Annotated in this window: 22 protein-coding genes; 20 read left to right on the top strand and 2 right to left on the bottom strand. The window is 70.8% G+C overall.

Annotated features, from left to right (window positions below):
* Nucleotides 1–58: 58 nt before the first annotated feature.
* The 15 genes from prmC to EUA98_RS12480 all read left to right on the top strand — a co-directional run bounded on the left by prmC (nucleotide 59) and on the right by EUA98_RS12480 (nucleotide 12,991).
* Complete coding sequence (prmC, locus tag EUA98_RS12410; RefSeq protein WP_130103033.1) at nucleotides 59–955, top strand: peptide chain release factor N(5)-glutamine methyltransferase; 897 nt, start codon at nucleotides 59–61, stop codon at nucleotides 953–955.
* A gap of 17 nt (nucleotides 956–972) precedes the next feature.
* Complete coding sequence (locus EUA98_RS12415; protein ID WP_130103034.1) at nucleotides 973–1,641, top strand: L-threonylcarbamoyladenylate synthase; 669 nt, start codon at nucleotides 973–975, stop codon at nucleotides 1,639–1,641.
* On the top strand, nucleotides 1,638–2,810 hold the full coding sequence (locus EUA98_RS12420) for an MraY family glycosyltransferase (RefSeq protein WP_130103007.1): 1,173 nt from the start codon (nucleotides 1,638–1,640) through the stop codon (nucleotides 2,808–2,810). Before EUA98_RS12415 ends, EUA98_RS12420 begins: the two co-directional genes overlap by 4 nt.
* A complete protein-coding gene (locus EUA98_RS12425; RefSeq protein ID WP_130103008.1) occupies nucleotides 2,807–3,250 on the top strand; it encodes a Cg1360 family ATP-synthase-associated protein in 444 nt (147 codons plus the stop codon). The genes EUA98_RS12420 and EUA98_RS12425 overlap by 4 nt, the downstream gene beginning before the upstream one ends.
* A 205-nt stretch (nucleotides 3,251–3,455) precedes the next feature.
* Nucleotides 3,456–4,202: a F0F1 ATP synthase subunit A gene (atpB, locus tag EUA98_RS12430; RefSeq protein ID WP_491562670.1), complete on the top strand. Its 747-nt coding sequence runs from the start codon at nucleotides 3,456–3,458 to the stop codon at nucleotides 4,200–4,202.
* A gap of 83 nt (nucleotides 4,203–4,285) precedes the next feature.
* Complete coding sequence (gene atpE / locus EUA98_RS12435; RefSeq protein ID WP_130103010.1) at nucleotides 4,286–4,516, top strand: ATP synthase F0 subunit C; 231 nt, start codon at nucleotides 4,286–4,288, stop codon at nucleotides 4,514–4,516.
* Nucleotides 4,517–4,521: 5 nt separating this feature from the next.
* Nucleotides 4,522–5,103 carry a F0F1 ATP synthase subunit B gene (locus EUA98_RS12440; protein ID WP_130103035.1) on the top strand — a complete coding sequence of 194 codons (582 nt, stop codon included), beginning with the start codon at nucleotides 4,522–4,524 and terminating at the stop codon, nucleotides 5,101–5,103.
* On the top strand, nucleotides 5,103–5,915 hold the full coding sequence (locus EUA98_RS12445; protein WP_130103011.1) for a F0F1 ATP synthase subunit delta: 813 nt from the start codon (nucleotides 5,103–5,105) through the stop codon (nucleotides 5,913–5,915). Before EUA98_RS12440 ends, EUA98_RS12445 begins: the two co-directional genes overlap by 1 nt.
* A 78-nt stretch (nucleotides 5,916–5,993) precedes the next feature.
* Nucleotides 5,994–7,619: a F0F1 ATP synthase subunit alpha gene (gene atpA / locus EUA98_RS12450; RefSeq protein ID WP_130103012.1), complete on the top strand. Its 1,626-nt coding sequence runs from the start codon at nucleotides 5,994–5,996 to the stop codon at nucleotides 7,617–7,619.
* A gap of 2 nt (nucleotides 7,620–7,621) precedes the next feature.
* Nucleotides 7,622–8,518, top strand: coding sequence for a F0F1 ATP synthase subunit gamma (locus tag EUA98_RS12455; RefSeq protein WP_130103013.1), 897 nt, complete (start codon nucleotides 7,622–7,624; stop codon nucleotides 8,516–8,518).
* 64 nt (nucleotides 8,519–8,582) lie between these two features.
* Nucleotides 8,583–10,064, top strand: a complete 1,482-nt coding sequence (atpD, locus tag EUA98_RS12460) for a F0F1 ATP synthase subunit beta (protein WP_130103014.1) — start codon at nucleotides 8,583–8,585, stop codon at nucleotides 10,062–10,064.
* Nucleotides 10,065–10,106: 42 nt separating this feature from the next.
* A complete protein-coding gene (locus EUA98_RS12465) occupies nucleotides 10,107–10,385 on the top strand; it encodes a F0F1 ATP synthase subunit epsilon (RefSeq protein WP_130103015.1) in 279 nt (92 codons plus the stop codon).
* A 10-nt stretch (nucleotides 10,386–10,395) separates the two neighbouring features.
* The gene (locus EUA98_RS12470; protein ID WP_242511454.1) at nucleotides 10,396–10,827 is read left to right on the top strand and encodes a DUF2550 domain-containing protein; all 432 of its coding nucleotides are present in this window, start codon (nucleotides 10,396–10,398) and stop codon (nucleotides 10,825–10,827) included.
* An 89-nt stretch (nucleotides 10,828–10,916) separates the two neighbouring features.
* Nucleotides 10,917–11,612, top strand: coding sequence for an endonuclease NucS (nucS, locus tag EUA98_RS12475; protein WP_130103016.1), 696 nt, complete (start codon nucleotides 10,917–10,919; stop codon nucleotides 11,610–11,612).
* Nucleotides 11,613–11,737: 125 nt separating this feature from the next.
* The gene (locus EUA98_RS12480) at nucleotides 11,738–12,991 is read left to right on the top strand and encodes an N-acetylglucosamine-6-phosphate deacetylase (RefSeq protein ID WP_130103017.1); all 1,254 of its coding nucleotides are present in this window, start codon (nucleotides 11,738–11,740) and stop codon (nucleotides 12,989–12,991) included.
* A 43-nt stretch (nucleotides 12,992–13,034) separates the two neighbouring features.
* Here EUA98_RS12480 and EUA98_RS12485 read toward each other — a convergent pair whose 3' ends face one another.
* Both EUA98_RS12485 and EUA98_RS12490 read right to left on the bottom strand, forming a co-directional pair.
* Nucleotides 13,035–14,261, bottom strand: a complete 1,227-nt coding sequence (locus EUA98_RS12485) for an AGE family epimerase/isomerase (protein ID WP_130103018.1) — start codon at nucleotides 14,259–14,261, stop codon at nucleotides 13,035–13,037.
* On the bottom strand, nucleotides 14,258–15,337 hold the full coding sequence (locus EUA98_RS12490) for an acetylxylan esterase (protein ID WP_130103019.1): 1,080 nt from the start codon (nucleotides 15,335–15,337) through the stop codon (nucleotides 14,258–14,260). Before EUA98_RS12490 ends, EUA98_RS12485 begins: the two co-directional genes overlap by 4 nt.
* A 326-nt stretch (nucleotides 15,338–15,663) precedes the next feature.
* On the opposite strand from EUA98_RS12490, the gene EUA98_RS12495 reads away from it, so the two are divergent.
* The 5 genes from EUA98_RS12495 (at nucleotide 15,664) to yicI (ending at nucleotide 22,455) form a co-directional block, all read left to right on the top strand.
* Nucleotides 15,664–16,695, top strand: a complete 1,032-nt coding sequence (locus EUA98_RS12495; RefSeq protein ID WP_165372823.1) for a LacI family DNA-binding transcriptional regulator — start codon at nucleotides 15,664–15,666, stop codon at nucleotides 16,693–16,695.
* 147 nt (nucleotides 16,696–16,842) lie between these two features.
* Nucleotides 16,843–18,159, top strand: coding sequence for an ABC transporter substrate-binding protein (locus EUA98_RS12500; protein ID WP_130103021.1), 1,317 nt, complete (start codon nucleotides 16,843–16,845; stop codon nucleotides 18,157–18,159).
* Nucleotides 18,160–18,260: 101 nt separating this feature from the next.
* The gene (locus EUA98_RS12505; RefSeq protein WP_130103037.1) at nucleotides 18,261–19,217 is read left to right on the top strand and encodes a carbohydrate ABC transporter permease; all 957 of its coding nucleotides are present in this window, start codon (nucleotides 18,261–18,263) and stop codon (nucleotides 19,215–19,217) included.
* 1 nt (nucleotide 19,218) lies between these two features.
* Nucleotides 19,219–20,145, top strand: a complete 927-nt coding sequence (locus EUA98_RS12510; protein ID WP_130103022.1) for a carbohydrate ABC transporter permease — start codon at nucleotides 19,219–19,221, stop codon at nucleotides 20,143–20,145.
* A gap of 30 nt (nucleotides 20,146–20,175) precedes the next feature.
* Nucleotides 20,176–22,455, top strand: coding sequence for an alpha-xylosidase (gene yicI / locus EUA98_RS12515; protein WP_130103023.1), 2,280 nt, complete (start codon nucleotides 20,176–20,178; stop codon nucleotides 22,453–22,455).
* The last annotated feature ends 32 nt before the right edge of the window (nucleotides 22,456–22,487 follow it).

Below are 22,487 nucleotides of genomic sequence, written 5' to 3' on the forward strand. Positions count from 1 at the left end.
GCCGACGGGCCCCACTGAGCCGACGGGCCTCGCCGGACCGACGGGCCTCGCTGAGGCGCTGCGCGCCGCCGAGCGCGCACTGACCGACGCCGGGGTGCCGTCGCCGCGGGTCGATGCCGAGCTGCTGGCCGCGCACCTGCTCGGCATCAGCCGCGGCGAGCTGCAGGTCGCCGCGATCCTGGGACGGTCGGCCCCCGCGGGCTTCGCCGATCTGGTGGCGCGCCGGGCCACCCGGGTCCCGCTGCAGCACCTCACGGGTTCCGCGCCCTTCCGTGGCCTCGAGCTCGCCGTCGGACCCGGGGTGTTCGTCCCGCGACCGGAGACCGAGCAGGTGGCCCAGGCGGCCATCGACGTCGCCCGCGACGTGGTGCGTGTGCGCGGTGACGTGCTGGTCGTCGACCTGTGCACGGGGTCGGCGGCGATCGCGCTCGCCGTGGCGCACGAGGTCCCGGGCGCCGTCGTGCACGGTGTCGAGCTGGACGCGAGCGCGCACGCCTGGGCCGAGCGCAACGTGCTGGCCACCGCCCCCGCACTGGCGGGCCGGGTGATCCTGCACCGCGGGGACGCGCGCACCGCCCTGACCGAGCTCGACGGGTCGGTCGACGTCGTCGTGTCCAACCCCCCGTACGTCCCACCGGGCGCGGTCCCCGTGGACCCCGAGGTCGCTCAGCACGATCCGGCGGTGGCGCTCTACGGGCTGGGTGCCGACGGGCTCGAGGTGCCGCGCGGGATCGTGGCCGCGGCGGCCCGGCTGCTGCGGCCCGGCGGCCTGCTCGTGCTCGAGCACGCCGAGGTCCAGGCCGCCGCCGCGCGCGCGATGGTCGACCGGGTGGGTGCGTTCACCCTGGCGACCACCGGGCTCGACCTCACCGGTCGCGCGCGCATGGTGCTCGCCCGCCGCACGAGCGTCGGTGCGCACCCGTCGGCCCCCGACGTGGAACACTCGCCGTCGTGAGCGAGCAGAGCCGTCGCATGGAAGCCGGAAACCCGAACACCTGGGGCGCCGCCGTCGACGAGGCCGTCAACGCGGTCACCCGCGGTGCGCTCGTCGTGCTGCCGACGGACACCGTCTACGGCATCGGGGCCGACGCGTTCAACCCCGACGCCGTCGCGGCGCTGCTGGCCGCGAAGGGACGCGGACGTCAGCTCCCGCCGCCCGTGCTCGTGCCCGACGTGCGCACGCTCGACGGCCTCGCGGCCGACGTCCCGCAGGCGGTACGTGACCTGGTCGCGGCCTTCTGGCCGGGCGGGCTCACCGTCATCTGCCGGGCGCAGCCCTCGCTCGCGTGGGACCTCGGGGAGACCGGCGGCACCGTGGCGCTCCGCATGCCCGACCACCCGACCGCGCTCGCGCTGCTGCGCCGCACCGGTCCGCTCGCGGTCTCGAGCGCGAACCGCACCGGCCAGCCGGCCGCGCTCACCGCGACCGACGCCCTCGACCAGCTGGGCAGCTCCGTGGCGGTCTACCTCGACGCGGGCGTCGCCCCCGGTGGGGTCGCCTCGACGATCGTGGACGCGACCGGCGGCGAGCTCCGGCTCGTCCGCGCGGGCGCCATCGACCTCGCCACGCTGCGCACGGTCGCGCCGGTCGTCGACCCGGCCTCGGCCGCCGGCGAGGCCCCGACGGAGGAGCCCAGGTGAAGGCCTACCTGCTCGTCCTGCTGATCGCCGCGGCGGTCACCTACCTCACGACTCCGATCGCCCGCTGGGTCGCACTGCGCTCGGGCGCGATCACCGCGGTCCGGGCCCGCGACGTGCACTCCATCCCCACGCCTCGACTCGGTGGCATCGCGATGCTCGCCGGCATCGCCGTCGCGCTGCTCGTCGCCAGCCAGATCCCGTTCCTCGAGGGCGTGTTCGAGGACTCCCGTCGAGCCTGGGGGATCCTGGGGGCGGCGACGATGGTCTGCCTCCTGGGCGTCGCGGACGACATCTGGGACCTGGACTGGGTGACCAAGCTCGTCGGCCAGGTGCTGGCAGCCGGGTACCTCGCCTGGAGCGGGGTGCTGCTCTACCAGCTCCCGATCGGCGGGGTGCTCATCGCGTCCCCGCGGCTGTGGCTCTTCCTCACCATCCTCACGGTCGTCGTGGCCATGAACGCGGTGAACTTCGTGGACGGCCTCGACGGTCTGGCCGCCGGCATGATCGCGATCGGCGGCACGGCGTTCTTCGTCTACTCCTACCTGCTGACGAAGTCGGCCAGCCCGACGGACGTGTCCAACCTCGCGACGCTGGTGATCGCCGTCCTGGTGGGGGCGTGCCTCGGCTTCCTGCCGCACAACTTCCACCCGGCCCGGATCTTCATGGGGGACTCCGGCTCGATGCTGATCGGGCTCCTCATCGCGGCCGCCGCGATCGTGGTCACCGGGCAGATCGATCCGGAGGTCGTCTCGAACCGGCAGACCATCCCGGCGTTCCTGCCGATCCTGCTCCCGATCGCCGTGCTGCTGCTGCCCCTGCTCGACATGGGCCTGGCGGTGACCCGTCGGGTGGGGGCGGGGACCTCGCCCTTCCACCCCGACCGCATGCACCTGCACCACCGGCTGTTGGCCCTCGGGCACTCGCACCAGCGGGCGGTGGTCATCATGTATCTGTGGACGGCGGTGTTCGCGTTCGGTGCGGCCGCGCTCGTCATGTTCTCCACCACCACGGTGCTGGTCCTGCTCGCGGTCGGGGTGCTCGTCGCGTCGGGGCTCACGCTCGGTCCGCTGCGCGGACGCGTGCACACCTCCAGCCTGGCCACCCCGGTGCCGGTGCCGGACGCCCCGCGCATCGACCTCCCCGGCTCCGACGAAGGGAACCACCCATGACGAACCCCGACGACAGCCAGGCGCCGACCGGCACGGACGCGGCTCGGGCGGTGTTCCGCACGGCGCTGCGGGACATGCTCGTGCTCGTCGTCGTGCTCGCGGTGGTCGGCATCGTGGTCGGCTACCTGGCCGCCGGGATGCCGGGCGTGTGGGGTGCGGTGCTGGGCGTGGCCCTGACCGTCATCTTCTCGGGCACGACGGTCGTCTCCATGCTGACGACGGCCGGGGCGAGCGCGACCACGACCGCGGCGGTCGTCCTGGGGAGCTGGCTCGCCAAGATGCTCGTGCTCATCCTCGCGCTCGCCCTCCTGCGGCCGTTCGACTTCTACGACAAGTGGCTGCTCGGCGGGGTCCTCATGGTGGGCGTGATCGGGGCCGCCCTGATCGACTACCGGGCCGTCGCGCACGGGCGGGTGCCGAACGTCGTCCCCGGCCCGTAGCCGCATCTCCGCACGTTGGAGGACCAACCCCGCTCGCGCGGCGCATGGGTTACGCTTCCACCGATCCAATTGAGGCCAGGTCCTCCGGCGCGCACGGCTGCGCCCGAACACCCTGACCCACGACGACAGGGAGCCCGTTCTGTATACCGTTGCAACGATCCTTCCCGTCGCCGGTGAGGGGGACGGTGGCTTCCATGCGCCCTCGATCGCCGAGTTCTTCCCCGGCGCCATCTTCTTCGAGGGCACGGCCTTCGAGTTCAACCGGATCATGCTCGTGCGCGTGGTCGCGGCGATCACCCTGTGCCTTCTCTTCTGGCTCGCTGCCCGTCGCCTGTCGGTCGTCCCGGGCCGCGGTCAAGGGGTCGCCGAGATGGCGCTCTCCTTCGTCCGGGTCAACATCGCCCAGGAGATCCTCGGTGACCGCGCCCACAAGTACGTCCCGATGCTCACGACGATCTTCTTCGCGGTCCTCGCGTTCAACCTGACCGGCGTGATCCCGATGCTCAACATCGCCGGGACGTCGCTCATCGGTATCCCGATCCTGCTCGCGCTGTGGGTCTTCGTGATGTACATCGGCGCCGGCATCAAGGCGCACCACGGGGTCGGCGGGTTCCTCAAGACGAACCTGTTCCCGCCCGGCGTGCCGTGGTTCCTGTACATCCTGATCACGCCGATCGAGATCCTGCAGGTCTTCCTGTTCCGGCCCGCCACGCTGGCGATCCGACTCACGGCGAACATGATCGCCGGGCACCTGCTGCTCGTGCTCTGCTTCGGGGCCACCCATTTCTTCTTCTTCGAGGCCACCGGTGCCCTGAAGGCGATCGGTTTCCTGTCGCTGGCCGCCGGCTTCGCCTTCACCCTTTTCGAGATGCTCGTCGCTGCGTTGCAGGCGTACATCTTCGCGCTCCTTGCCGCCGTCTACATCGACCTGTCGACGTCGAAGGAGCACTAGTTCTCGGGCGACTCGTCGTCCCCGCACCACTGACCTACATCAAGCTGCCGCCCGGGAGCCGGGCGCACCACGGAAGGAACACCATGGTTGAGACCACCATTCTCGCCGCAGTCGAGGGCAACGTCGCGACGATCGGTTACGGGCTTGCGACGCTCGGCCCGGGCATCGGCCTCGGCATCCTCATCGGCAAGACCGTTGAGGGCATCGCACGCCAGCCCGAGGTTGCCGGACAGCTCCGCACCACCATGTTCATCGGTGTTGCGTTCGTCGAGGTGCTCGCGCTGCTCGGTCTGATCGCCGGGTTCCTGTTCTGATGACCATGTCGCTGCTCACCGCCAGTGCGCAGCTGGCTGCGGCGGCCGGCGAGGAGGTCGAGGGCATCCGGCTCTTCGTCCCAGCGATCTACGACATGGTGTGGTCCGCCGTCGTCGTGATCCCGATCGCGCTGCTGTTCTACAAGCTCGTGCTGCCCAAGTTCACGGCCGTGCTCGATGAGCGCACTGCCCTGATCGAGGGTGGGCTCGCGAAGGCGGAGTCGGTCCAGGCCGAGGCCGACGCGGCGCTGGTGCGGTACACGCAGGAGCTGACCGACGCACGCGCCGAGGCGGCGCGCATCCGTGAGGACGCGCGCATCGAAGGCGCGGCGATCGTGGCCGAGCTTCGCGTGAAGGCCGCGGACGAGGCCGCCCGGATCCACGAGACGGCCCAGCGCCAGATCGAGGCCGAGCGCAAGCAGGTCGTGATGTCGCTCCGTTCGGAGGTGGGCGCCCTCGCGACCGAGCTCGCCTCGAAGATCGTCGGCGAGGCGCTGGCGGACGAGGTGCGCCAGTCGCGCGTCGTCGACCGGTTCCTTGACGAGCTCGAAGCATCGACCACGGCGGACGCCGGAACGGTCGCATGATGCGTGCGACGAGTCGGGTGTCGTTGGAGCAGGTCACCGCTCGGTTCGAGCCGGTGCTCCGCGCGGCGGGTGCAGACTCGGCCCAGTTCGCCGCGCAGCTGTTCACGCTGGTCGATGCGCTCGACAGCTCCGGCACGTTGCGCCGCACCCTGACCGACCCGTCGATCGACGGCGCGGCGAAGGCAGGTTTGGCTCGCGCCATCCTGGCCGATGCCACGCCCCAGGTCGCGGATGTCGTGGCCGAGCTCGCGGGGTCCCGGTGGTCTGCCGAGGCGGACCTCGCCGAGGCCGTCGAGGAGCTCGGGTTCCAGTCCGCCCTGGCTGCTGCCGAGGCGAGCGACGAGCTGGTGCGGGTCGAGGACGAGCTGTTCCGGATCACGCGGGCCCTGATCGGTCAGCGGGAGGTGCGCCGGGCGCTGTTCGACATGAAGGCGTCCCCCGAGCGACGCCTCGCCCTCCTGGACGCGATCCTCGCGGGCCGGACCGCACCGGTCACGGAGCAGATCGCCCGCAGGGCGACCCTGTCCCCGCGCGGGCGCCGGTTCATCGCCACGCTGGTCCATGTCGGTGAGCTCGCCGCGGCCCGACGCAACCGCCTGGTCGCGTCGGTCACCTCCGGCACCGAGCTGAGCGAAGCCCAGCGTGACCGGTTGTCCGGGATCCTTGGCCGCGCGTATGGCGGTGCGGTCCAGCTCAACGTGACGGTGGACCCGACGGTCCTCGGTGGGCTTCGGGTCCAGATCGGGCCCGACGTCGTGGATTCGACCGTGCTCTCCCGGCTCGACGACGCTCGACGACAACTTGCCAGTTGACGGTCCGGCTCACTGCCGCACCGCACCCCAGACTTTTGACGACCGCGCACCCCGCATGGTCACGACAGGAGAAGAGCAATGGCTGAGCTGACGATCCGGCCCGACGAGATCAGGGCCGCGCTGGACAGCTTCGTGAAGTCCTACGAGCCGAAGGGCACGGTCACCGAAGAGGTCGGCCGCGTCATCCTCGCGGGAGACGGCATCGCCCAGGTCGAAGGACTTCCGGGCGCGATGGCGAACGAACTGCTGCGCTTCGAGGACGGCACCCTCGGGCTCGCCCTCAACCTGGACGTGCGCGAGATCGGCGTCGTGGTCCTCGGAGAGTTCACCGGGATCGAGGAGGGCCAGGAGGTCCGCCGCACGGGCGAGGTCCTGTCGGTCGCCGTCGGTGACGGCTACCTCGGCCGGGTCGTGGACCCGCTGGGCACCCCGATCGACGGCCTCGGCGAGGTCGTCACGACCGGCCGCCGCGCGCTCGAGCTCCAGGCTCCCGGCGTGATGGCGCGCAAGAGCGTCCACGAGCCGCTGCAGACCGGCCTCAAGGCCATCGACGCGATGATCCCGATCGGCCGTGGTCAGCGCCAGCTGATCATCGGTGACCGCCAGACGGGCAAGACGGCGATCGCGATCGACACGATCATCAACCAGAAGGCCAACTGGGCGACCGGCGACCCGAAGAAGCAGGTCCGCTGCATCTACGTCGCCATCGGCCAGAAGGGCTCGACCATCGCCGCCGTGCGCGGCGCGCTGGCGGACGCCGGCGCGCTCGAGTACACGACCATCGTCGCCGCTCCGGCGTCCGACCCGGCCGGCTTCAAGTACCTCGCCCCGTACACCGGCTCGGCCATCGGCCAGCACTGGATGTACGAGGGCAAGCACGTCCTGATCATCTTCGACGACCTGTCCAAGCAGGCCGAGGCCTACCGCGCGGTGTCTCTGCTGCTGCGGCGTCCGCCGGGCCGCGAGGCCTACCCGGGCGACGTGTTCTACCTGCACTCCCGCCTGCTCGAGCGTTGTGCCAAGCTCAACGACGAGCTCGGCGCCGGTTCGATGACCGGCCTGCCGGTCATCGAGACGAAGGCCAACGACGTCTCGGCGTACATCCCGACCAACGTCATCTCGATCACCGACGGGCAGATCTTCCTGCAGTCGGACCTGTTCAACGCCGACCAGCGCCCGGCCGTCGACGTCGGCATCTCGGTGTCCCGCGTCGGTGGTTCGGCGCAGGTCAAGGCGATGAAGAAGGTCTCCGGCACCCTGAAGCTCGACCTCGCGCAGTTCCGGTCCCTCGAGGCGTTCGCGATGTTTGCGTCCGACCTCGACCCGGCCTCGCGTGCCCAGCTCACCCGTGGTGCGCGCCTGATGGAGCTGCTCAAGCAGCCGCAGTACTCGCCGTACCCGGTCGAGGACCAGGTCGCGTCGATCTGGGCCGGCACCAAGGGCAAGCTCGACGACGTCCCGCTCGAGGACGTCCGCCGGTTCGAGTCGGAGATGCTGGGCCACCTGCGCCGCAACACCGAGGTGCTCAGCACCATCGAGTCGACCGGCAAGCTCGAGGACGACACCGAGGCGGCCCTCGAGGCCGCGATCGGTGAGTTCCGTGCGGGCTTCCTCAAGGGCGACGGCACGCCGCTGATCGGTGCCGTCGAGGACGAGGTCGTCGAGGTCGAGCAGGAGCAGATCGTCCGGCAGAAGAAGGCCTGAGCGTGGGCGGCCAGCAGCGCGTCTACCGGGAGCGGATCCGGTCGACCCAGTCGCTGAAGAAGATCTTCCGCGCGATGGAGCTCATCGCGGCGTCGCGCATCGGCAAGGCACGGTCGCGCGTGACGGCGGCTGCGCCGTACGCCCGGGCGCTGACCCGCGCGGTCTCGGCGGTCGCGACCCACTCGAACGTGACGCACCCGCTGACGACGGAGCGCACCGACACCAGTCGGGTCGCGGTCCTCGTGGCGACGTCGGACCGCGGGATGGCCGGGGCGTACTCGGCGAGCGCGATCCGCGAGGCGGACAAGCTCATCGAGAAGCTCACGGCCGAGGGCAAGGAGATCGCCCTCTACGCCACGGGTCGGCGCGCGGTGGCGTTCTACTCGTTCCGCGGGCGCCCGATCGTGCGCAGCTGGGTCGGTGAGTCGGACTCGCCGACCGTCGAGATGGCGCAGGACGTGGCGGACGTGCTGCTCGACGCGTTCACCGCTCCCGTGGACGAGGGCGGGGTCGGTGAGCTGCACATCGTCTACACGCAGTTCGTCAACATGGTCACCCAGGTCCCGCGGGTGATCCGCATGCTGCCCCTCGAGGTCGTCGAGGGCGTGGCACCGGTCGACGAGGCCGAGGCGCTGCCCCTGTACGACTTCGAGCCGTCGGCCGAGGAAGTCCTCGACTCGCTCCTGCCGCGCTACGTGCGCAGCCGGATCTACAGCTGCCTGCTCCAGGCGGGTGCGTCCGAGCTGGCCGCGCGCCAGCGGGCGATGCACACGGCGACGGAGAACGCGGAGGATCTGATCCGCGACTACACCCGATTGGCCAACCAGGCCCGCCAGTCGGAGATCACCCAGGAGATCAGCGAGATCGTGTCGGGTGCCGACGCCCTCGCCGGCCCCTAGCACTGCACCAACCACCACGCACAGACCTACCGGGCACGCCCCGGTCGAGCGGAGCGAGAGACACATGACTACTACTGACACCACTGCCCAGGCCGCGCGCGCGACCGCGCCCGGCACGGGCCGCGTCGCCCGGGTGATCGGCCCGGTCGTGGACATCGAGTTCCCGGCCGACGCCATCCCGGAGATCTACAACGCGCTCAAGGTCGACATCGACCTGTCCGCCCAGGGCGAGGGCGAGAAGTCGTTCACCATGACCCTCGAGGTCGCTCAGCACCTCGGGGACTCGATGGTGCGCGCGATCGCGCTCAAGCCGACGGACGGTCTCGTCCGCGGCGCCATCGTCACCGACACCGGCAAGGCCATCAGCGTGCCGGTCGGGGACGTCACCCTCGGGCACGTCTGGGACGTCACCGGCGAGCTGCTCAACGGCAAGGAGGGCGAGCGGCTTGAGATCTCCGAGCGCTGGCCGATCCACCGCAAGCCGCCGGCCTTCGACCAGCTCGAGTCGAAGACCCAGATGTTCGAGACCGGCATCAAGGTCATCGACCTGCTCACGCCGTACGTGCTCGGCGGGAAGATCGGCCTGTTCGGCGGTGCCGGCGTCGGCAAGACGGTCCTGATCCAGGAGATGATCTACCGCGTCGCGAACAACCACAACGGTGTGTCCGTGTTCGCCGGGGTCGGTGAGCGCACCCGCGAGGGCAACGACCTCATCGAGGAGATGACCGAGTCGGGCGTCATCAAGCAGACCGCCTTGGTGTTCGGCCAGATGGACGAGCCGCCGGGCACGCGACTGCGCGTCGCGCTGTCCGCACTGACCATGGCGGAGTACTTCCGCGACGTGCAGCAGAAGGACGTGCTGCTCTTCATCGACAACATCTTCCGGTTCACCCAGGCGGGTTCCGAGGTGTCCACCCTGCTCGGGCGCATGCCGTCCGCCGTCGGGTACCAGCCGAACCTCGCCGACGAGATGGGTCAGCTGCAGGAGCGGATCACCTCGACGCGCGGTCACTCGATCACCTCGCTGCAGGCGATCTACGTCCCCGCCGACGACTACACCGACCCCGCGCCGGCCACGACGTTCGCCCACCTGGACGCCACGACGGAGCTCTCCCGCGAGATCGCCTCGCGCGGCCTGTACCCCGCCGTCGACCCGCTCGCGTCGAGCTCGCGGGTCCTCGACCCGCGGTACGTCGGCGTCGACCACTACAACACCGCCACGCGCGTCAAGCAGATCCTCCAGCGCAACAAGGAGCTGCAGGACATCATCGCGATCCTCGGGGTCGACGAGCTCAGCGAGGAGGACAAGACGGTCGTGTACCGCGCCCGTCGCATCCAGCAGTTCCTCTCGCAGAACACCTACATGGCGACGCAGTTCACCGGCGTCCCCGGCTCGACGGTCCCGATGTCGGAGACCATCGAGGCGTTCTCCCGGATCGCCGACGGCGAGTTCGACCACATCTCCGAGCAGGCCTTCTTCAACATCGGTGGCCTCGAGGACCTCGAGAAGAACTGGGCCCGGATCCAGAAGGAATACGGCGTCTGACGCCTCGTCCCTGCTGATCCGTTCCGAACCGAAGGAGGACCCGTGGCACAGCTTGACGTCGATCTCGTCGCCGCCGACCGCAAGATCTGGTCGGGGGCGGCCACCATGGTCGTCGCCCCTGCCGCGGACGGCGAGATGGGCATCCTGCCCGGTCACTCGCCGGTGCTCGCGGTGCTGCGCGCGGGGGAGGTCCGGATCACCCCGGTCTCCGGCGAGCCGTTGCGCGGCACGATCGACAGCGGGTTCCTCTCGGTGGACGCCGACCGGGTGACGATCGTGGCGGCGTCGGTCGCGCTGATCTCCGGCACCCCGACGCGCTGATCGGGCCATCGTGACTGAGGCTGCGGTGATCGTCGCGGTGGGCCTGGGCCTGGCCCTGCTCGGCGTCGTCGCGATCCTCGGTCTCGGGGCCTCCCGGCTCTCGACGCTTTCGGGACGGGTGGGGTCCTTCGTGTGCGGCGCGCGCCCGGTGTCGCCGGCCGGCGGCGCGGTGGTCGCGGGCATCGCGCAGTACGGCGCCGGTCGGCTCGACTGGTGGCGGGCCTGGTCCCTGTCGCCGCGACCCACCCGGACGTGGCGGCGGGCCGAGCTCGAAGTGATCGCGCGGTCCCTGCTCGCGGTCCCCGGCCGTCCGGACCTCTATCTCGTGCAGTGCCGCTACCGCGAGGCGGAGTTTGCATTGACGATGTCCCCGGAGGCGTACGCGGGCCTCACATCCTGGCTCGAGGCGGCGCCGCCGAGCACGCTCGAACGCGTGATCTGACCTTCGTCACCGCGACGTCTTCGTCACCGGGCCTTCTACGGCGCTGCACCCCCGTCATCCGATCCTCGATCCGCAAGGGACACTCCACCGTGCGTCTGGTCATCGCGACGTGCTCGGCCGAGTACTCCGGCCGGCTCAACGCCCACCTGCCCCTGGCCACGCGCCTGCTCCTGGTCAAGGCCGACGGCAGCGTGCTGCTGCACTCCGACGGTGGTTCGTACAAGCCGCTGAACTGGATGAGCCCGCCCTGCAAGCTGGTGGTGACCGTGCCCGACGACGCCGCGCTCGAGCGCGGCGTCGTCCAGACCTGGGCGGTCCAGCACGCCAAGAGCGACGACCGCCTGGTCATCGAGGTGCACGAGGTGCTGCACGACTCGGCCCACGAGCTCGGCCTCGACCCCGGCCTGATCAAGGACGGCGTCGAAGCCCACCTGCAGATGATGCTCGCCGCGCAGATCGAGCTGCTCGGTACCGGGCACAGCCTCGTGCGGCGCGAGTTCCCGACCGCGATCGGCCCGGTCGACATCCTCGCGAAGGACCCCGCGGGCGGGACGGTCGCCGTCGAGATCAAGCGACGCGGCGACATCGACGGCGTCGAGCAGCTGACGCGCTACCTCGAGCTGCTCAACCGCGACCCGCACCTCGCTCCGGTGCGCGGGGTGTTCGCGGCCCAGGAGATCAAGCCGCAGGCCCGCGTGCTGGCCACCGACCGCGGCATCGGCTGCCTGATCCTCGACTACGACGCCATGCGCGGCGTCGACGACTCCGGCGCCCGCCTCTTCTGACCCACCCCTCCCGGCCCACCCTTGCTCGCCGAATGCGGGGCTTCTGCTGGTCGGAGCGGGTGCGGAGCAGCCGATTCCCCGCACTCGGTGGCCCGGCACGGGCGGGGAGGCGGGATGATGGGCCCATGAGTGCTGCTGAGGTCGACGTCGTCCTGGTGCCTGTCGTGCTGCGGGGGCGGGTCGTGCTGCGCGACGCCGTGCTCGAGGACGCCGCAGTCGTGATCGAGGGGGACCGGATCGTGTGGGTCGGCGCGGTGTCGACCGCGACCGCGCCGGTGGCCCTGGCCGACGCCGTCGCCGCGGCACCGGCACCCGTGCCCGGCACGACGATCCTGCCCGGTCTCGTCGATGTGCACTGCCACGGCGGCGGCGGCGCGAGCTTCCCCGACGCCCTCGACGCCGACGACGCGCGGCGGGCGTCCCGCGAGCACCTGCGGCACGGGACCACCAGCCTGGTCGCGTCCCTGGTCACGGCCGACGCCGAGACCCTCGTGCGGCAGACGGCGCTGCTCGCCGACCTGGCGGACGGCGGCGAGCTCGCCGGGATCCACCTCGAGGGCCCCTTCCTGTCGCGCGCCCGGTGCGGTGCCCAGAACCCGGCCGACATGATCCCCGGCAGCGCCGAGCTGGTGGGCCGGATCGCGACCGCCGCCCGGGGGCACCTCGTGTCCATGACGCTCGCGCCGGAGATCGCGGGGGTCTGCGGGCCCGGCGGGGCGATCGAGGCGCTCGCCGCGGCGGGCGCCATCCCGTCGCTCGGGCACACCAACGCGAGCGCCGAGCAGGTCGACGTCGCGATCCTCGAGGCGCGGGCCGCGTTGGCCCGCCCCGGGACGCGGTCGGCCCGCCCGACGGCCACGCACCTGTTCAACGGCATGCGCGCCCTGCACCACCGGGATCCCGGCCCGATCGCCGCGTGCCTCGGGGCAGCGGGCCGGGGCGACATGATCGTCGAGCTGATCGCCGACGGCGTGCACCTCGCCGACGGGACCATCCGGGCGGTGTTCGACCTCGTCGGGGCGGACTCGATCGTGCTGGTCACCGACGCGATGGCGGCTGCGGGGATGCCCGACGGCACCTACGACCTGGGGCCGATGCGCGTGCGCGTGGCGGACGGGGTCGCCCGGCTCGCCGACGGCGACGCCATCGCGGGTGGCACGGGCCACCTGCTCGACCTCGTCCGGTGCACGGTCGCCGCCGGGGTCCCGCTCGCCGACGCCGTCCGGTCCGCGAGCGGCACGTCGGCGCGTGTGCTCGGCCGCCGGGACATCGGCGCCCTCGAGGTCGGTCGCCGGGCCGACGTCGTCGTGGTCGACGCCGATCTCGCCCCGCTGCGCGTGATGCGCTCGGGGGAGTGGATCGACACGTCCGTGCTCTGACCTGACGGCACCCCACGTGCGGTGACCGCACCGGGCATCGCCCCTAGCGGATCGTCAGACCGTCCCGCACCGCGACCGCGAGGCCCGGGGCGAGCGGCAGGAGGGGCAGCAGGGTCGCCTGGAACGCGTGGTAGAGGTCGGGCTTGCCGGGCCAGACCTCGGCGCTCGGGGTGTTCGAGGTGTCGAGCTCGTGGTGCCAGGAGCCGCGCTCGTGATCGACGAGGAACTCGCCGGCGTAGTCCCACCAGCGGGCGTAGTCGTCGGCGTAGCGCGGGTCACCGGTCGCCTGGTGCAGCGCTGCCGCGGCACCGATCGCCTCGGCGACGACCCAGTGCATCCGGGTGTGCACGACCGCGGCACCGGCCCAGTCGGTCGTGTAGACGAACCCGGGGGCGCCGTCGACAGCCCAGCCGTCACGGACAGCGCCGTCGTACAGCGCGAGGGCCGCAGGGACCAGCGTGGCCGGGGCGCGGCCGGGCAGTGCGGCGTCGACCTGCAGCAGCAGGCGGGCCCACTCCAGCCCGTGCCCGATGGTGGCGCCGTACGGCTTGAACGGGTCGTCGGGCCGGTCGGCGTTGAGCTCGAGCTGGGGCGCCCAGGCGGCGTCGAAGTGCTCCGGGATCCGCCACTCGTTGGCCGCTGCCCAGCCGACCACATGGTCGGCGATCATGGCCGCGCGCTCGTACCAGCGCACGTCCCCGGTCGCATCGCCCGCGGCCAGCAGGGCCTCGACCGTGTGCATGTTCGCGTTCACGCCGCGGTACGGGTCGAGCGTGGTCCAGGTCCGGTCCCACTCGTCGGCGCTCAGCCCGGCCGCGGGATCCCAGAAGCGCTCGTCGAGCACGGCCAGGGCGTCGTCGAGCAGGGCGCGCGCGCCATCGATCTGCGCGACCGTGGCGGTCGAGGCGGCGAGCACCACGAACGCGTGCGCATAGGCGCTCTTGGTGGTGTCCGGGGTGCCGTCAGCGGCGAGGGAGGCGTACCAGCCACCGAAGTCGTCGTCGTGCAGTGCGGTGCTCAGCGCAGCGATCGCGCGGGTCGCGACGGGGCCGGCGCCGGGCACCCCGAGCAGGTGCCCGAGCGCGTAGACATGGGCCGTCCGGCCGGTGATCCAGGTGAACACGCCCCGGGTCGGGTCGACGACGCCGTCGTCGTCCAGCCAGCCGGCCCCGCCCGACGTCGGCACGGCGCCCCGGCCGAAGGCGAGCAGCCGGAGCGACTCGGTGTGCAGCCAGCGCTGGTGGCTGCGGCTGGTGGTCCAGGCGGTCATCGGGTTCCTCCGTCGGTCGTGGGGGTCGTGCGGGTCGTTGCGGACAGGCGGGTGGTCGGGCCGGCGAGCGCGGCGAGCCAGGGGAGCTGACGGGCGAACTGGTGGCCACCGCCGCCTTCGTGCTCGTTGAAGGGGTAGACCTCGATCTCCTTGTCGACCCCGCCGCCGACCCCGCCGTGGACCCCGCCCGCGACCGCGCCGTAGCTGTTGTACGCCGCATACACCGTGGACGGCGGGCAGATCGGGTCCATGAGCGCCACGGAGAAGAGCGCGGGAGCGGTCGCGCGCCGCGCGAAGCTGACGCCGTCGAGGTAGGACAGCGTGCGGAACGCGGCCGCCGCGTGCGTGCGGTGCACCGACAGGTAGGTGGTGATCTCGGTGTACGGCGCGCAGTCGCTGACGTCGACCGCGCGGCGGTAGTGGCACCCGAACGGGACGTCCGGCATCGCTGCCAGCAGGTCGGGGACCAGCCCCGCCGCCGCGAGCGCGATCCCGCCGCCCTGGCTGGCGCCGGTGACGGCCACGCGGGCGGGGTCGACGCCCTCGATCGCGCGGACGGCCTCGATCGCGCGGACCGCGTCCGTGTAGACCCGGCGGTAGAAGTGCTCGGCCGGGTCGAGGATCCCGCGGGTCATGAAGCCGCCAGTGCCCGCCCCCGAACCGACCGGGTCGGGCGTCCCCCCGCCGCTGCCCCAGCCGCTGCCCTGACCGCGCGTGTCCATGAACAGGCTCACGTAACCGGCGGATGCCCAGCCGAGGTGCTCGTGGGCCAGGCCGCGCCCGCCGCCGTAGCCGTTGTACTCGACCACGGCGGGCAGCACCGGCCCGCCGGGTGCCCCCGACCCGGCCGGTCGGGTGAGCCACGCCTTGATGGGGTGCCCTCCGAAGCCCGCGAACTCGACGTCGAACACGTCGACCAGGGTCAGGCCGGCGTCGACCGGGGTCACGGTGAGGTTCAGGTCGAAACCCCGCGCCGTGGCAAGCGTGTCGGCCCAGAAGGCGTCGAAGTCCGCCGGTTCGTCCAGGTCGGGACGGTAGACCTGCAGCGCGGCGGGGTCGAGATCGAACAAGGACATGGGGCAGCTCTCTCGTGAAGGCGGGCTCGGTGAAGGCGGGCTCGGACGGCGAAGGTCGTAGGGCGATCTGCTGTGTCCACGGTACTGATCGGGCCACACCGGCGAAGGGTGCGCCACGCCTTCGCCGCCCGGGCGACCAGCCGGCCCTGCCCCGGCCGGTCCCGGCCCCGCCGGGCCACATCGGACATCCGCGACATCCGTCCCGCCAGGGGCTTGACGTACGGCATTTGTATGGTGGATGATCGAATTCATCGAAGCGCTTCGACGAAGCGCTTCGACACCCCATCTGCTCGACCCGCACCCGTGACCGGCCAATGGAGGCTGTGATGGCAACGATGCAGGACGTCGCACGACTCGCGAACGTCTCGCTCAGCACGGTCTCCTACGCGCTGAGCGAGACCCGCCCGGTCACCGCCGCGACGAAGGCGCGCATCGAGGCGGCCATGTCCGAGCTCGGCTACCACCGCAACGCCGCCGCGCGGAGCCTGGCCAGTCACCGCAGCCACGTCCTCGCCCTGATCTTCCCGGCGATGCAGCAGGGCCTCGGTGGCACCGTGACCGAGTTCGTCGCGAGCGCCGCCGACACCGCCCGGCAGAGCGGGTACCAGCTGGTCCTCTGGCCGTTCGGCGCCACCCAGTCGCGCGAGATCCGCGATCTTGCGCAGCAGGGCCAGGCCGACGGCGTCCTGCTCATGGAGGTCCGTCTCGACGACCCCCGGGTGGAGGCGCTCCGTAAGGCGGGCGTGCCGTTCACGATGATCGGCCGGACCGCGCGGGTCGACGACCTGAGCTACGTCGACATCGACTTCACCCGCACCACAGAGGACGCGGTCGCCTACCTGACCGACCTGGGGCACGAGCGGATCGCGTTCCTCAACCACTCGCAGGCCAGCCGCGAGGAGGGGTACGGACCCACGGTCCGCGCCCACGACGGCTACACCGCAGCGATGCGCCGGCGCGGCCTGGTGCCGCACGCCATCCTGTGCGACGAGAGCCCGGGTGCCGGTCGGACCGCGATGTCCGAGCTCCTCGCGGGCGATCCGGACCTGACCGCCGTCATCACGATGAACGAGATCGCGACGTTCGGCGTCACGGTCGAGCTCCAGTCGCGCGACCTGCAGATCCCGCGGGACGTGTCGGTGCTCGCGATCGTCACCTCGCCTGGCGTCGGTGCCATGAGCCACCCGCCGCTGACCACCATGCACGCCCCGGGGGCCGCTCTCGGCCGACTCGGGGTGCAGTCCCTTCTCGCCCTCCTCCAGGTCGGCGAGACCCCGTCGACCGACCCCGTGCTGCTGCCCTGCCCGCTGGAACCAGGCGGCAGCACCGGGCCGGTCCCCCCCGAGCGGCGCCGCTGAGCGACGTCCCGCTCGATCCGTACCACCCACGCAGTACCCAGCACCCGCACCACCCAGCACCCGCACCACCCAGCACACGCACCACCCGCACGGCCCAGCACACGCACCACCATCACCACCCATCGCACACTCAATGAGGAGACGTACATGTTGCGCAATCGCAAAGCGGGTCTGATCGCCGCGCTGGCGGTCCTGCCGCTCGTCCTGACGGCCTGCGGGGGCACCGGCAGCGACTCCGACACCGACGCGGACGGGGCGTCGTCGGGCGCCACGTCGTTGAAGCTGTGGCACTACGAAGGTGCCGACAGCGCCATGGCCAAGGCGTGGAACGAGTCCATCACCGTCTTCGAGACCGAGCACCCCGGCGTCACGGTCGAGTTCGAGGAGAAGGCGTTCGAGCAGATCCAGCAGACCGCCGGCATGGTGCTCAGCTCGGACGAGGGCCCGGACCTGCTCGAGTACAACAAGGGCAACGCGACCGCGGGTCTGCTCTCCTCGCAGGGGCTGCTCACGGACCTGACCGACGAGGCCAAGGCCCGCGGCTGGGACACCAAGCTGGCCGAGAGCCTGCAGACCACGGCCCGCTACGACGAGAACGGTGTCATGGGGTCGGGCAGCTGGTTCGGCGTCCCGAACTACGGCGAGTACGTCACCGTCTACTACAACAAGGACATGTTCGCTGCCGCCGGCGTCGAGATCCCCACCACCCTCGACGAGTTCACGCAGGTCATGGACACGTTCGTGGCCGACGGCGTCACCCCGCTCGCGATGGCGGGCGCCGAGTACCCGGCGGGCCAGCTCTACTACCAGCTCGCCCTGAGCAAGGCTGACCGTGACTTCGTCAACGCCTACCAGATGTACACCGACACGGTCGACTTCCAGGCCGACCCCCTGAAGTTCGGCGCCGAGACGTTCGACCAGTGGGTCAAGGCCGGCTACATGGCGACGGACTCCGCCAGCCTCAAGGCCGAGGACGCCGGGCTCAGCTTCATCAACGGCACCTCGCCCATGTTCGTCTCGGGCAGCTGGTGGTACGGCCGCATGGCGACCGACATCACCGCCGACTGGGGCATCTTCAACTTCCCGGGCAACGAGCTCAACGCGGGCTCGTCGGGCAACCTCTGGGTCGTCCCGGAGAACTCGAACGCCAAGGACCTCGCCTACGACTTCATCGACATCACGATGCGTCCGGAGATCCAGGCCATCATCGGCAACAACGGTGGCCTGCCGGTCGCCGCGAACGCCGAGGACATCACGGACCCGAAGAGCCAGGAGCTCATCGCGGCGTTCAACGAGGTGCTGGACAACGACGGTCTGGCGTTCTACCCGGACTGGCCGGTCCCCGGCTACTACGACGTCCTGGTCGCGGGCTTCCAGTCGCTGATCAACCAGTCGACGGACCCGGCCTCGGTGCTCGACGAGATCGGCACCGCCTACGAAGACGGCGTCGCCAACGCGGGCTGACCAGCCCGCCACCCGCCTTCCCGCGCAGGTGCCGATCGATCCCTGCATCGACCGGCACCTGCGCGGGGAGCCCCCCCGTACGAACGAAAGGCATGGCCATCATGGTGACAACATCGGCCCCGAGCGTGCGCTCGCGGCGTGCGGCGGGGGTCCGCACCACTCGCCGTTCCGGTCGCGGCGTGTACTGGGCGTACCTCGTCCCCGGCGCGTTGCTCTTCCTCGCCGTGATCGTGGTGCCGTTCTTCATGAACCTGTACCTCAGCTTCACGAAGTGGCCCGGACTCGGCACCCCGCGCTGGATCGGCATCGACAACTACACCCGGCTCCTGGCGGACGAGACCTTCTGGCTCTCGTTCCGCAACTCGATCTCGATGATCGTGGCGATGGTCGTCGTCCCGACCCTGCTGGGCATGCTGCTCGCGGCGGTGCTGTTCGACTACCTCGGCAAGCGGTTCAACGGCAACGTCGCCAGCGCGTTGCGGGCCACGTACTACCTGCCGCAGATTCTCCCCGTCGCGGTGGCGGGCATCCTGTGGGGCTGGATCCTCAACCCCCAGACGGGTGCGCTCAACGTGTTCCTGCGCCAGATCGGGCTCGACTCGCTCGCGCTGAACTGGCTCGGTGACACCACGACCGCGATGCCGACGGTGATGCTCGTGATGATCTGGGTCCAGGTCGGGTACCCGGTGGTCATCTTCATGGCGGCGCTCCAGCGCGTGGACCCCGAGCTCTACGAGGCCGCCGAGCTCGACGGCGCCGGCTGGTTCGCCCGGTTCAAGGCGATCACGCTCCCGCAGATCAAGCCCGAGACGTTCGTCGTGACCCTCACCTGCACGATCGCGGCCCTGAAGGTCTTCGGCCCGATCTACGTGCTGACCAAGGGCGGTCCGGAGAACACCACCAACGTGCCGTCGTACTTCTCGTACCAGAACTTCTTCCCCAAGTCCCAGGTGGGCTACGGGGCCGCGATCGCGACGGTGCTGACCATCATCGTCGTCGTCGTCTCGATCGTGTTCATCCGGGCCCAGTCCGCGAGCGAACGCAAGGAAGGCATCTGACATGGCGACCAACTCTGCGGTCCTGCCCGGCGCCGGCGCCGGCGGCATCTCGTCGACCGGTGGCGCCTCGCCGTCGGCCACCACCCCCCGGCGCGGCACGCGGTTCCAGCGGGGCCCCCTCCGGTGGGCGATCCTCGCGCTGGCTCTGCTCGTGGCGTTCGCGATGATGATCCCCTTCGTCATCATGCTGCTGAACGCCTTCAAGTCGCCGGCCGACTACGCGGCCAACGGCCCGGTCAGCCTGCCCTCGTCGCTGTACTTCGACGGTCTGGTGAACTTCTGGACCCGGGTCAACTTCCCCGAGAAGCTGGTCAACTCGATCTGGATCAGCGGTGCCGTCGCGATCGGTGCCACGCTCGTCTCGTTGCTCAACGCCTATGCGCTGGGGATCGGTCGCATCCGGGGCCGGATGTGGATCGTGGGCGCATTCCTGCTCGCGAACATGCTCCCGCAGGAAGCGCTCATCTACCCGCTGTACTACCTGGCCAAGCAGGTCGGGCTCTACAACAACCAGTGGTCCGTGATCATCATCTTCACGGTGATCCAGAGCGCGTTCGGCACCTACCTGCTGTCCTCGGTCCTGTCGACGTTCCCGCCGTCCGTGCTCGAGGCCGCCGCGCTCGACGGCGCCAGCAAGTGGCAGGTGCTGTGGCGCGTGGTCTTCCCGATCAGCCGCCCGACCCTGTCGGTCCTGGTGATCTTCTTCTTCATCTGGACCTGGAACGAGTTCTTCATCCCGTTGGTCATGCTCATCGACAACGCGACCCAGACCATCCCGGTGGCGCTGGCCTCGCTGCAGGGCGACCGGATGATGGATGCCCCGACGATCAATGCCGGCTCGCTGATCAGCCTGCTGCCGGCGGTCATCTTCTTCTTCATCTTCCAGCGCACGCTGACCCGCGGCATCACCGCCGGCGCGGTCAAGTAGCGCGAGCCCCCGAACGAGAGACGGCGACCCATGAAGTTCACCAACGGCTACTGGATGGTCCGCGACGGCATGCACCCGTTGCATCCGGCCCAGGCCTACGACGTCTGGCAGACGGACGACTCGATGACCGTCTATGCGCCCACCGCGAAGATCGCGGCCCGGGGCGACGTGCTCAACCGGCCGGTCGCCACGCTGACCTACAGCTCGCCGATGGACGACGTGATCCGCGTCCGCATCGCGAACCACGCGGGCGCGCTCGACCCCGGACCGCACTACGTCCTGTCCGGGGCCGAGCGGGTCCCGGTCGACGTCGTGGTCGACGACGAGGCCGGCGTGCTCACCTCGGGGGCGCTCTCGGTCCGGGTGCACCGCGGCGACGGCTGGCGGGTCGACTTCGAGGCGGCGGGTGAGGTGCTCACCTCGAGCCTGCCCAAGGGCGTCGGGCTGGTGGCGGCCGACGACGGCGCGCACTACGTCCACGAGCAGCTCACGTTGGGCGTAAGGGAGTACGTGTACGGCCTCGGCGAGCGGTTCGGGCCGCTGGTCAAGAACGGTCAGAGCGTCGACATCTGGAACGCCGACGGCGGCACGTCGAGCGAGCAGGCCTACAAGAACGTGCCGTTCTACCTGACCAATCGCGGGTACGGCGTGTTCGTCAACCACCCGGAGCTGGTGAGCTTCGAGATCGGCTCCGAGCTCGTCTCCAAGAGCCAGTTCAGCGTCCGGGGCCAGTCCCTGGAGTACTTCGTCATCTACGGCCCGACGCCGAAGGACGTGCTGCGCAAGTACACCGCGCTGACCGGCCGGCCGGCCCGCGTGCCGGAGTGGTCGTTCGGGCTGTGGCTCACGACGTCGTTCACGACGGACTACGACGAGGCGACCGTCTCGGGCTTCATCGACGGGATGGCCGAGCGCGACCTGCCGCTGTCGGTGTTCCACTTCGACTGCTTCTGGATGCGCGAGTTCAACTGGTGCGACTTCGAGTGGGACCCGCGCACGTTCCCGGACCCCGAGGGGATGCTGGAAAGGCTCAAGGCCAAGGACCTCAAGATCTGCGTCTGGATCAATCCGTACATCGCCCAGCGCTCGCCGCTGTTCGCCGAGGGGGTGGCCAAGGGGTACCTGCTCAAGCGGACCGACGGCTCGGTGTGGCAGACGGATCTGTGGGTCGCGGGCATGGGGCTGGTCGACTTCACCAACCCGGACGCCGCCGCCTGGTTCACCGGCAAGCTCGACCGGCTGCTCGGGATGGGGGTCGACGCGTTCAAGACCGACTTCGGCGAGCGCATCCCGGCCGAGGGCGTCGTCTGGCACGACGGCTCCGACCCGCTCGGCATGCACAACTACTACGCGCAGCTGTACAACAAGGCGGTGTTCGACCTGCTCGTCGCCCGGCGCGGTGAGGGCGACGCGGTGCTCTTCGCGCGGTCGGCCACCGCCGGCGGGCAGCAGCTCCCGGTGCACTGGGGCGGCGACTGCTACTCGACCTTCGACGCGATGGCGGAGTCGCTGCGCGGCGGGCTGTCCCTCGCGCTGTCGGGCTTCGGGTACTGGAGCCACGACATCGGCGGCTTCGAGGGCACGCCCGACCCGGCGGTGTTCAAGCGCTGGCTCGCGTTCGGCCTGCTGTCCTCGCACAGCCGGCTGCACGGCTCGGGCTCGGTCCGGGTGCCGTGGGCGTTCGACGACGAGGCGGTCGACCTGACCCGCAAGTTCACGCAGCTCAAGCTCTCGCTCATGCCCTACCTGGCGCGGGTCGCGGGCGAGGCGCACACCCAGGGCACGCCGATGATGCGCCCGATGCTGCTCGAGTTCCCGGCCGACCGCGCCGTGGCCAGCCTCGACACCCAGTACATGCTGGGTGACGCGCTGCTCGTGGCCCCGGTGTTCACGGCCTCGGGCGACACGGAGTACTACGTTCCGGCGGGGACCTGGACCCACCTGCTCACGGGCGCCCAGGTCACCGGCCCACGCTGGGTCACCGAGAAGCACGCGCTGGACTCGCTCCCGCTGCTCGTGCGGCCCGGCACGGTCCTGCCGGTCGGAGCGCGCACCGACCGGCCCGACTACGACTACGCGGACGGCGTGCGCCTGGACCTGTACGAGGTCGCGGACGGTGCCCGGATCGTCACCCAGGTCCCCGCGCTCGGGGGGGCGGTGGCGGCGACGTTCACCGTCACGCGGACCGGTCCGTCCGTGCTGATCGAGGCGGCGGGTGCCGTCGGACCGTGGTCGGTTCGGGTCGTCGGGCCCGACGCGACTACCGTTCGTGCTGAGCCGGGTGCTGACCGGCTTGAGCTGACGCTCTGAGTTCGACCACGACCCGCCACCCCCACCCGCAC

This window comes from Pengzhenrongella frigida (assembly GCF_004168625.1).
Taxonomy (GTDB): Bacteria; Actinomycetota; Actinomycetes; order Actinomycetales; family Cellulomonadaceae; genus Pengzhenrongella; species Pengzhenrongella frigida.

What these genes read in the sequence shown, in the direction of transcription:
- EUA98_RS12415 (WP_130103034.1), top strand. Translation starts at nt 973, where the DNA reads ATGGAAGCCGGAAACCCGAACACCTGGGGCGCCGCCGTCGACGAGGCC.
- EUA98_RS12425 (WP_130103008.1), top strand. Translation starts at nt 2,807, where the DNA reads ATGACGAACCCCGACGACAGCCAGGCGCCGACCGGCACGGACGCGGCT.
- atpE (WP_130103010.1), top strand. Translation starts at nt 4,286, where the DNA reads ATGGTTGAGACCACCATTCTCGCCGCAGTCGAGGGCAACGTCGCGACG.
- EUA98_RS12440 (WP_130103035.1), top strand. Translation starts at nt 4,522, where the DNA reads ATGTCGCTGCTCACCGCCAGTGCGCAGCTGGCTGCGGCGGCCGGCGAG.
- EUA98_RS12445 (WP_130103011.1), top strand. Translation starts at nt 5,103, where the DNA reads ATGCGTGCGACGAGTCGGGTGTCGTTGGAGCAGGTCACCGCTCGGTTC.
- atpA (WP_130103012.1), top strand. Translation starts at nt 5,994, where the DNA reads ATGGCTGAGCTGACGATCCGGCCCGACGAGATCAGGGCCGCGCTGGAC.
- atpD (WP_130103014.1), top strand. Translation starts at nt 8,583, where the DNA reads ATGACTACTACTGACACCACTGCCCAGGCCGCGCGCGCGACCGCGCCC.
- EUA98_RS12480 (WP_130103017.1), top strand. Translation starts at nt 11,738, where the DNA reads ATGAGTGCTGCTGAGGTCGACGTCGTCCTGGTGCCTGTCGTGCTGCGG.
- EUA98_RS12485 (WP_130103018.1), bottom strand. Translation starts at nt 14,261, where the DNA reads ATGACCGCCTGGACCACCAGCCGCAGCCACCAGCGCTGGCTGCACACC.
- EUA98_RS12490 (WP_130103019.1), bottom strand. Translation starts at nt 15,337, where the DNA reads ATGTCCTTGTTCGATCTCGACCCCGCCGCGCTGCAGGTCTACCGTCCC.
- EUA98_RS12495 (WP_165372823.1), top strand. Translation starts at nt 15,664, where the DNA reads ATGGCAACGATGCAGGACGTCGCACGACTCGCGAACGTCTCGCTCAGC.
- EUA98_RS12500 (WP_130103021.1), top strand. Translation starts at nt 16,843, where the DNA reads ATGTTGCGCAATCGCAAAGCGGGTCTGATCGCCGCGCTGGCGGTCCTG.
- EUA98_RS12505 (WP_130103037.1), top strand. Translation starts at nt 18,261, where the DNA reads ATGGTGACAACATCGGCCCCGAGCGTGCGCTCGCGGCGTGCGGCGGGG.
- EUA98_RS12510 (WP_130103022.1), top strand. Translation starts at nt 19,219, where the DNA reads ATGGCGACCAACTCTGCGGTCCTGCCCGGCGCCGGCGCCGGCGGCATC.
- yicI (WP_130103023.1), top strand. Translation starts at nt 20,176, where the DNA reads ATGAAGTTCACCAACGGCTACTGGATGGTCCGCGACGGCATGCACCCG.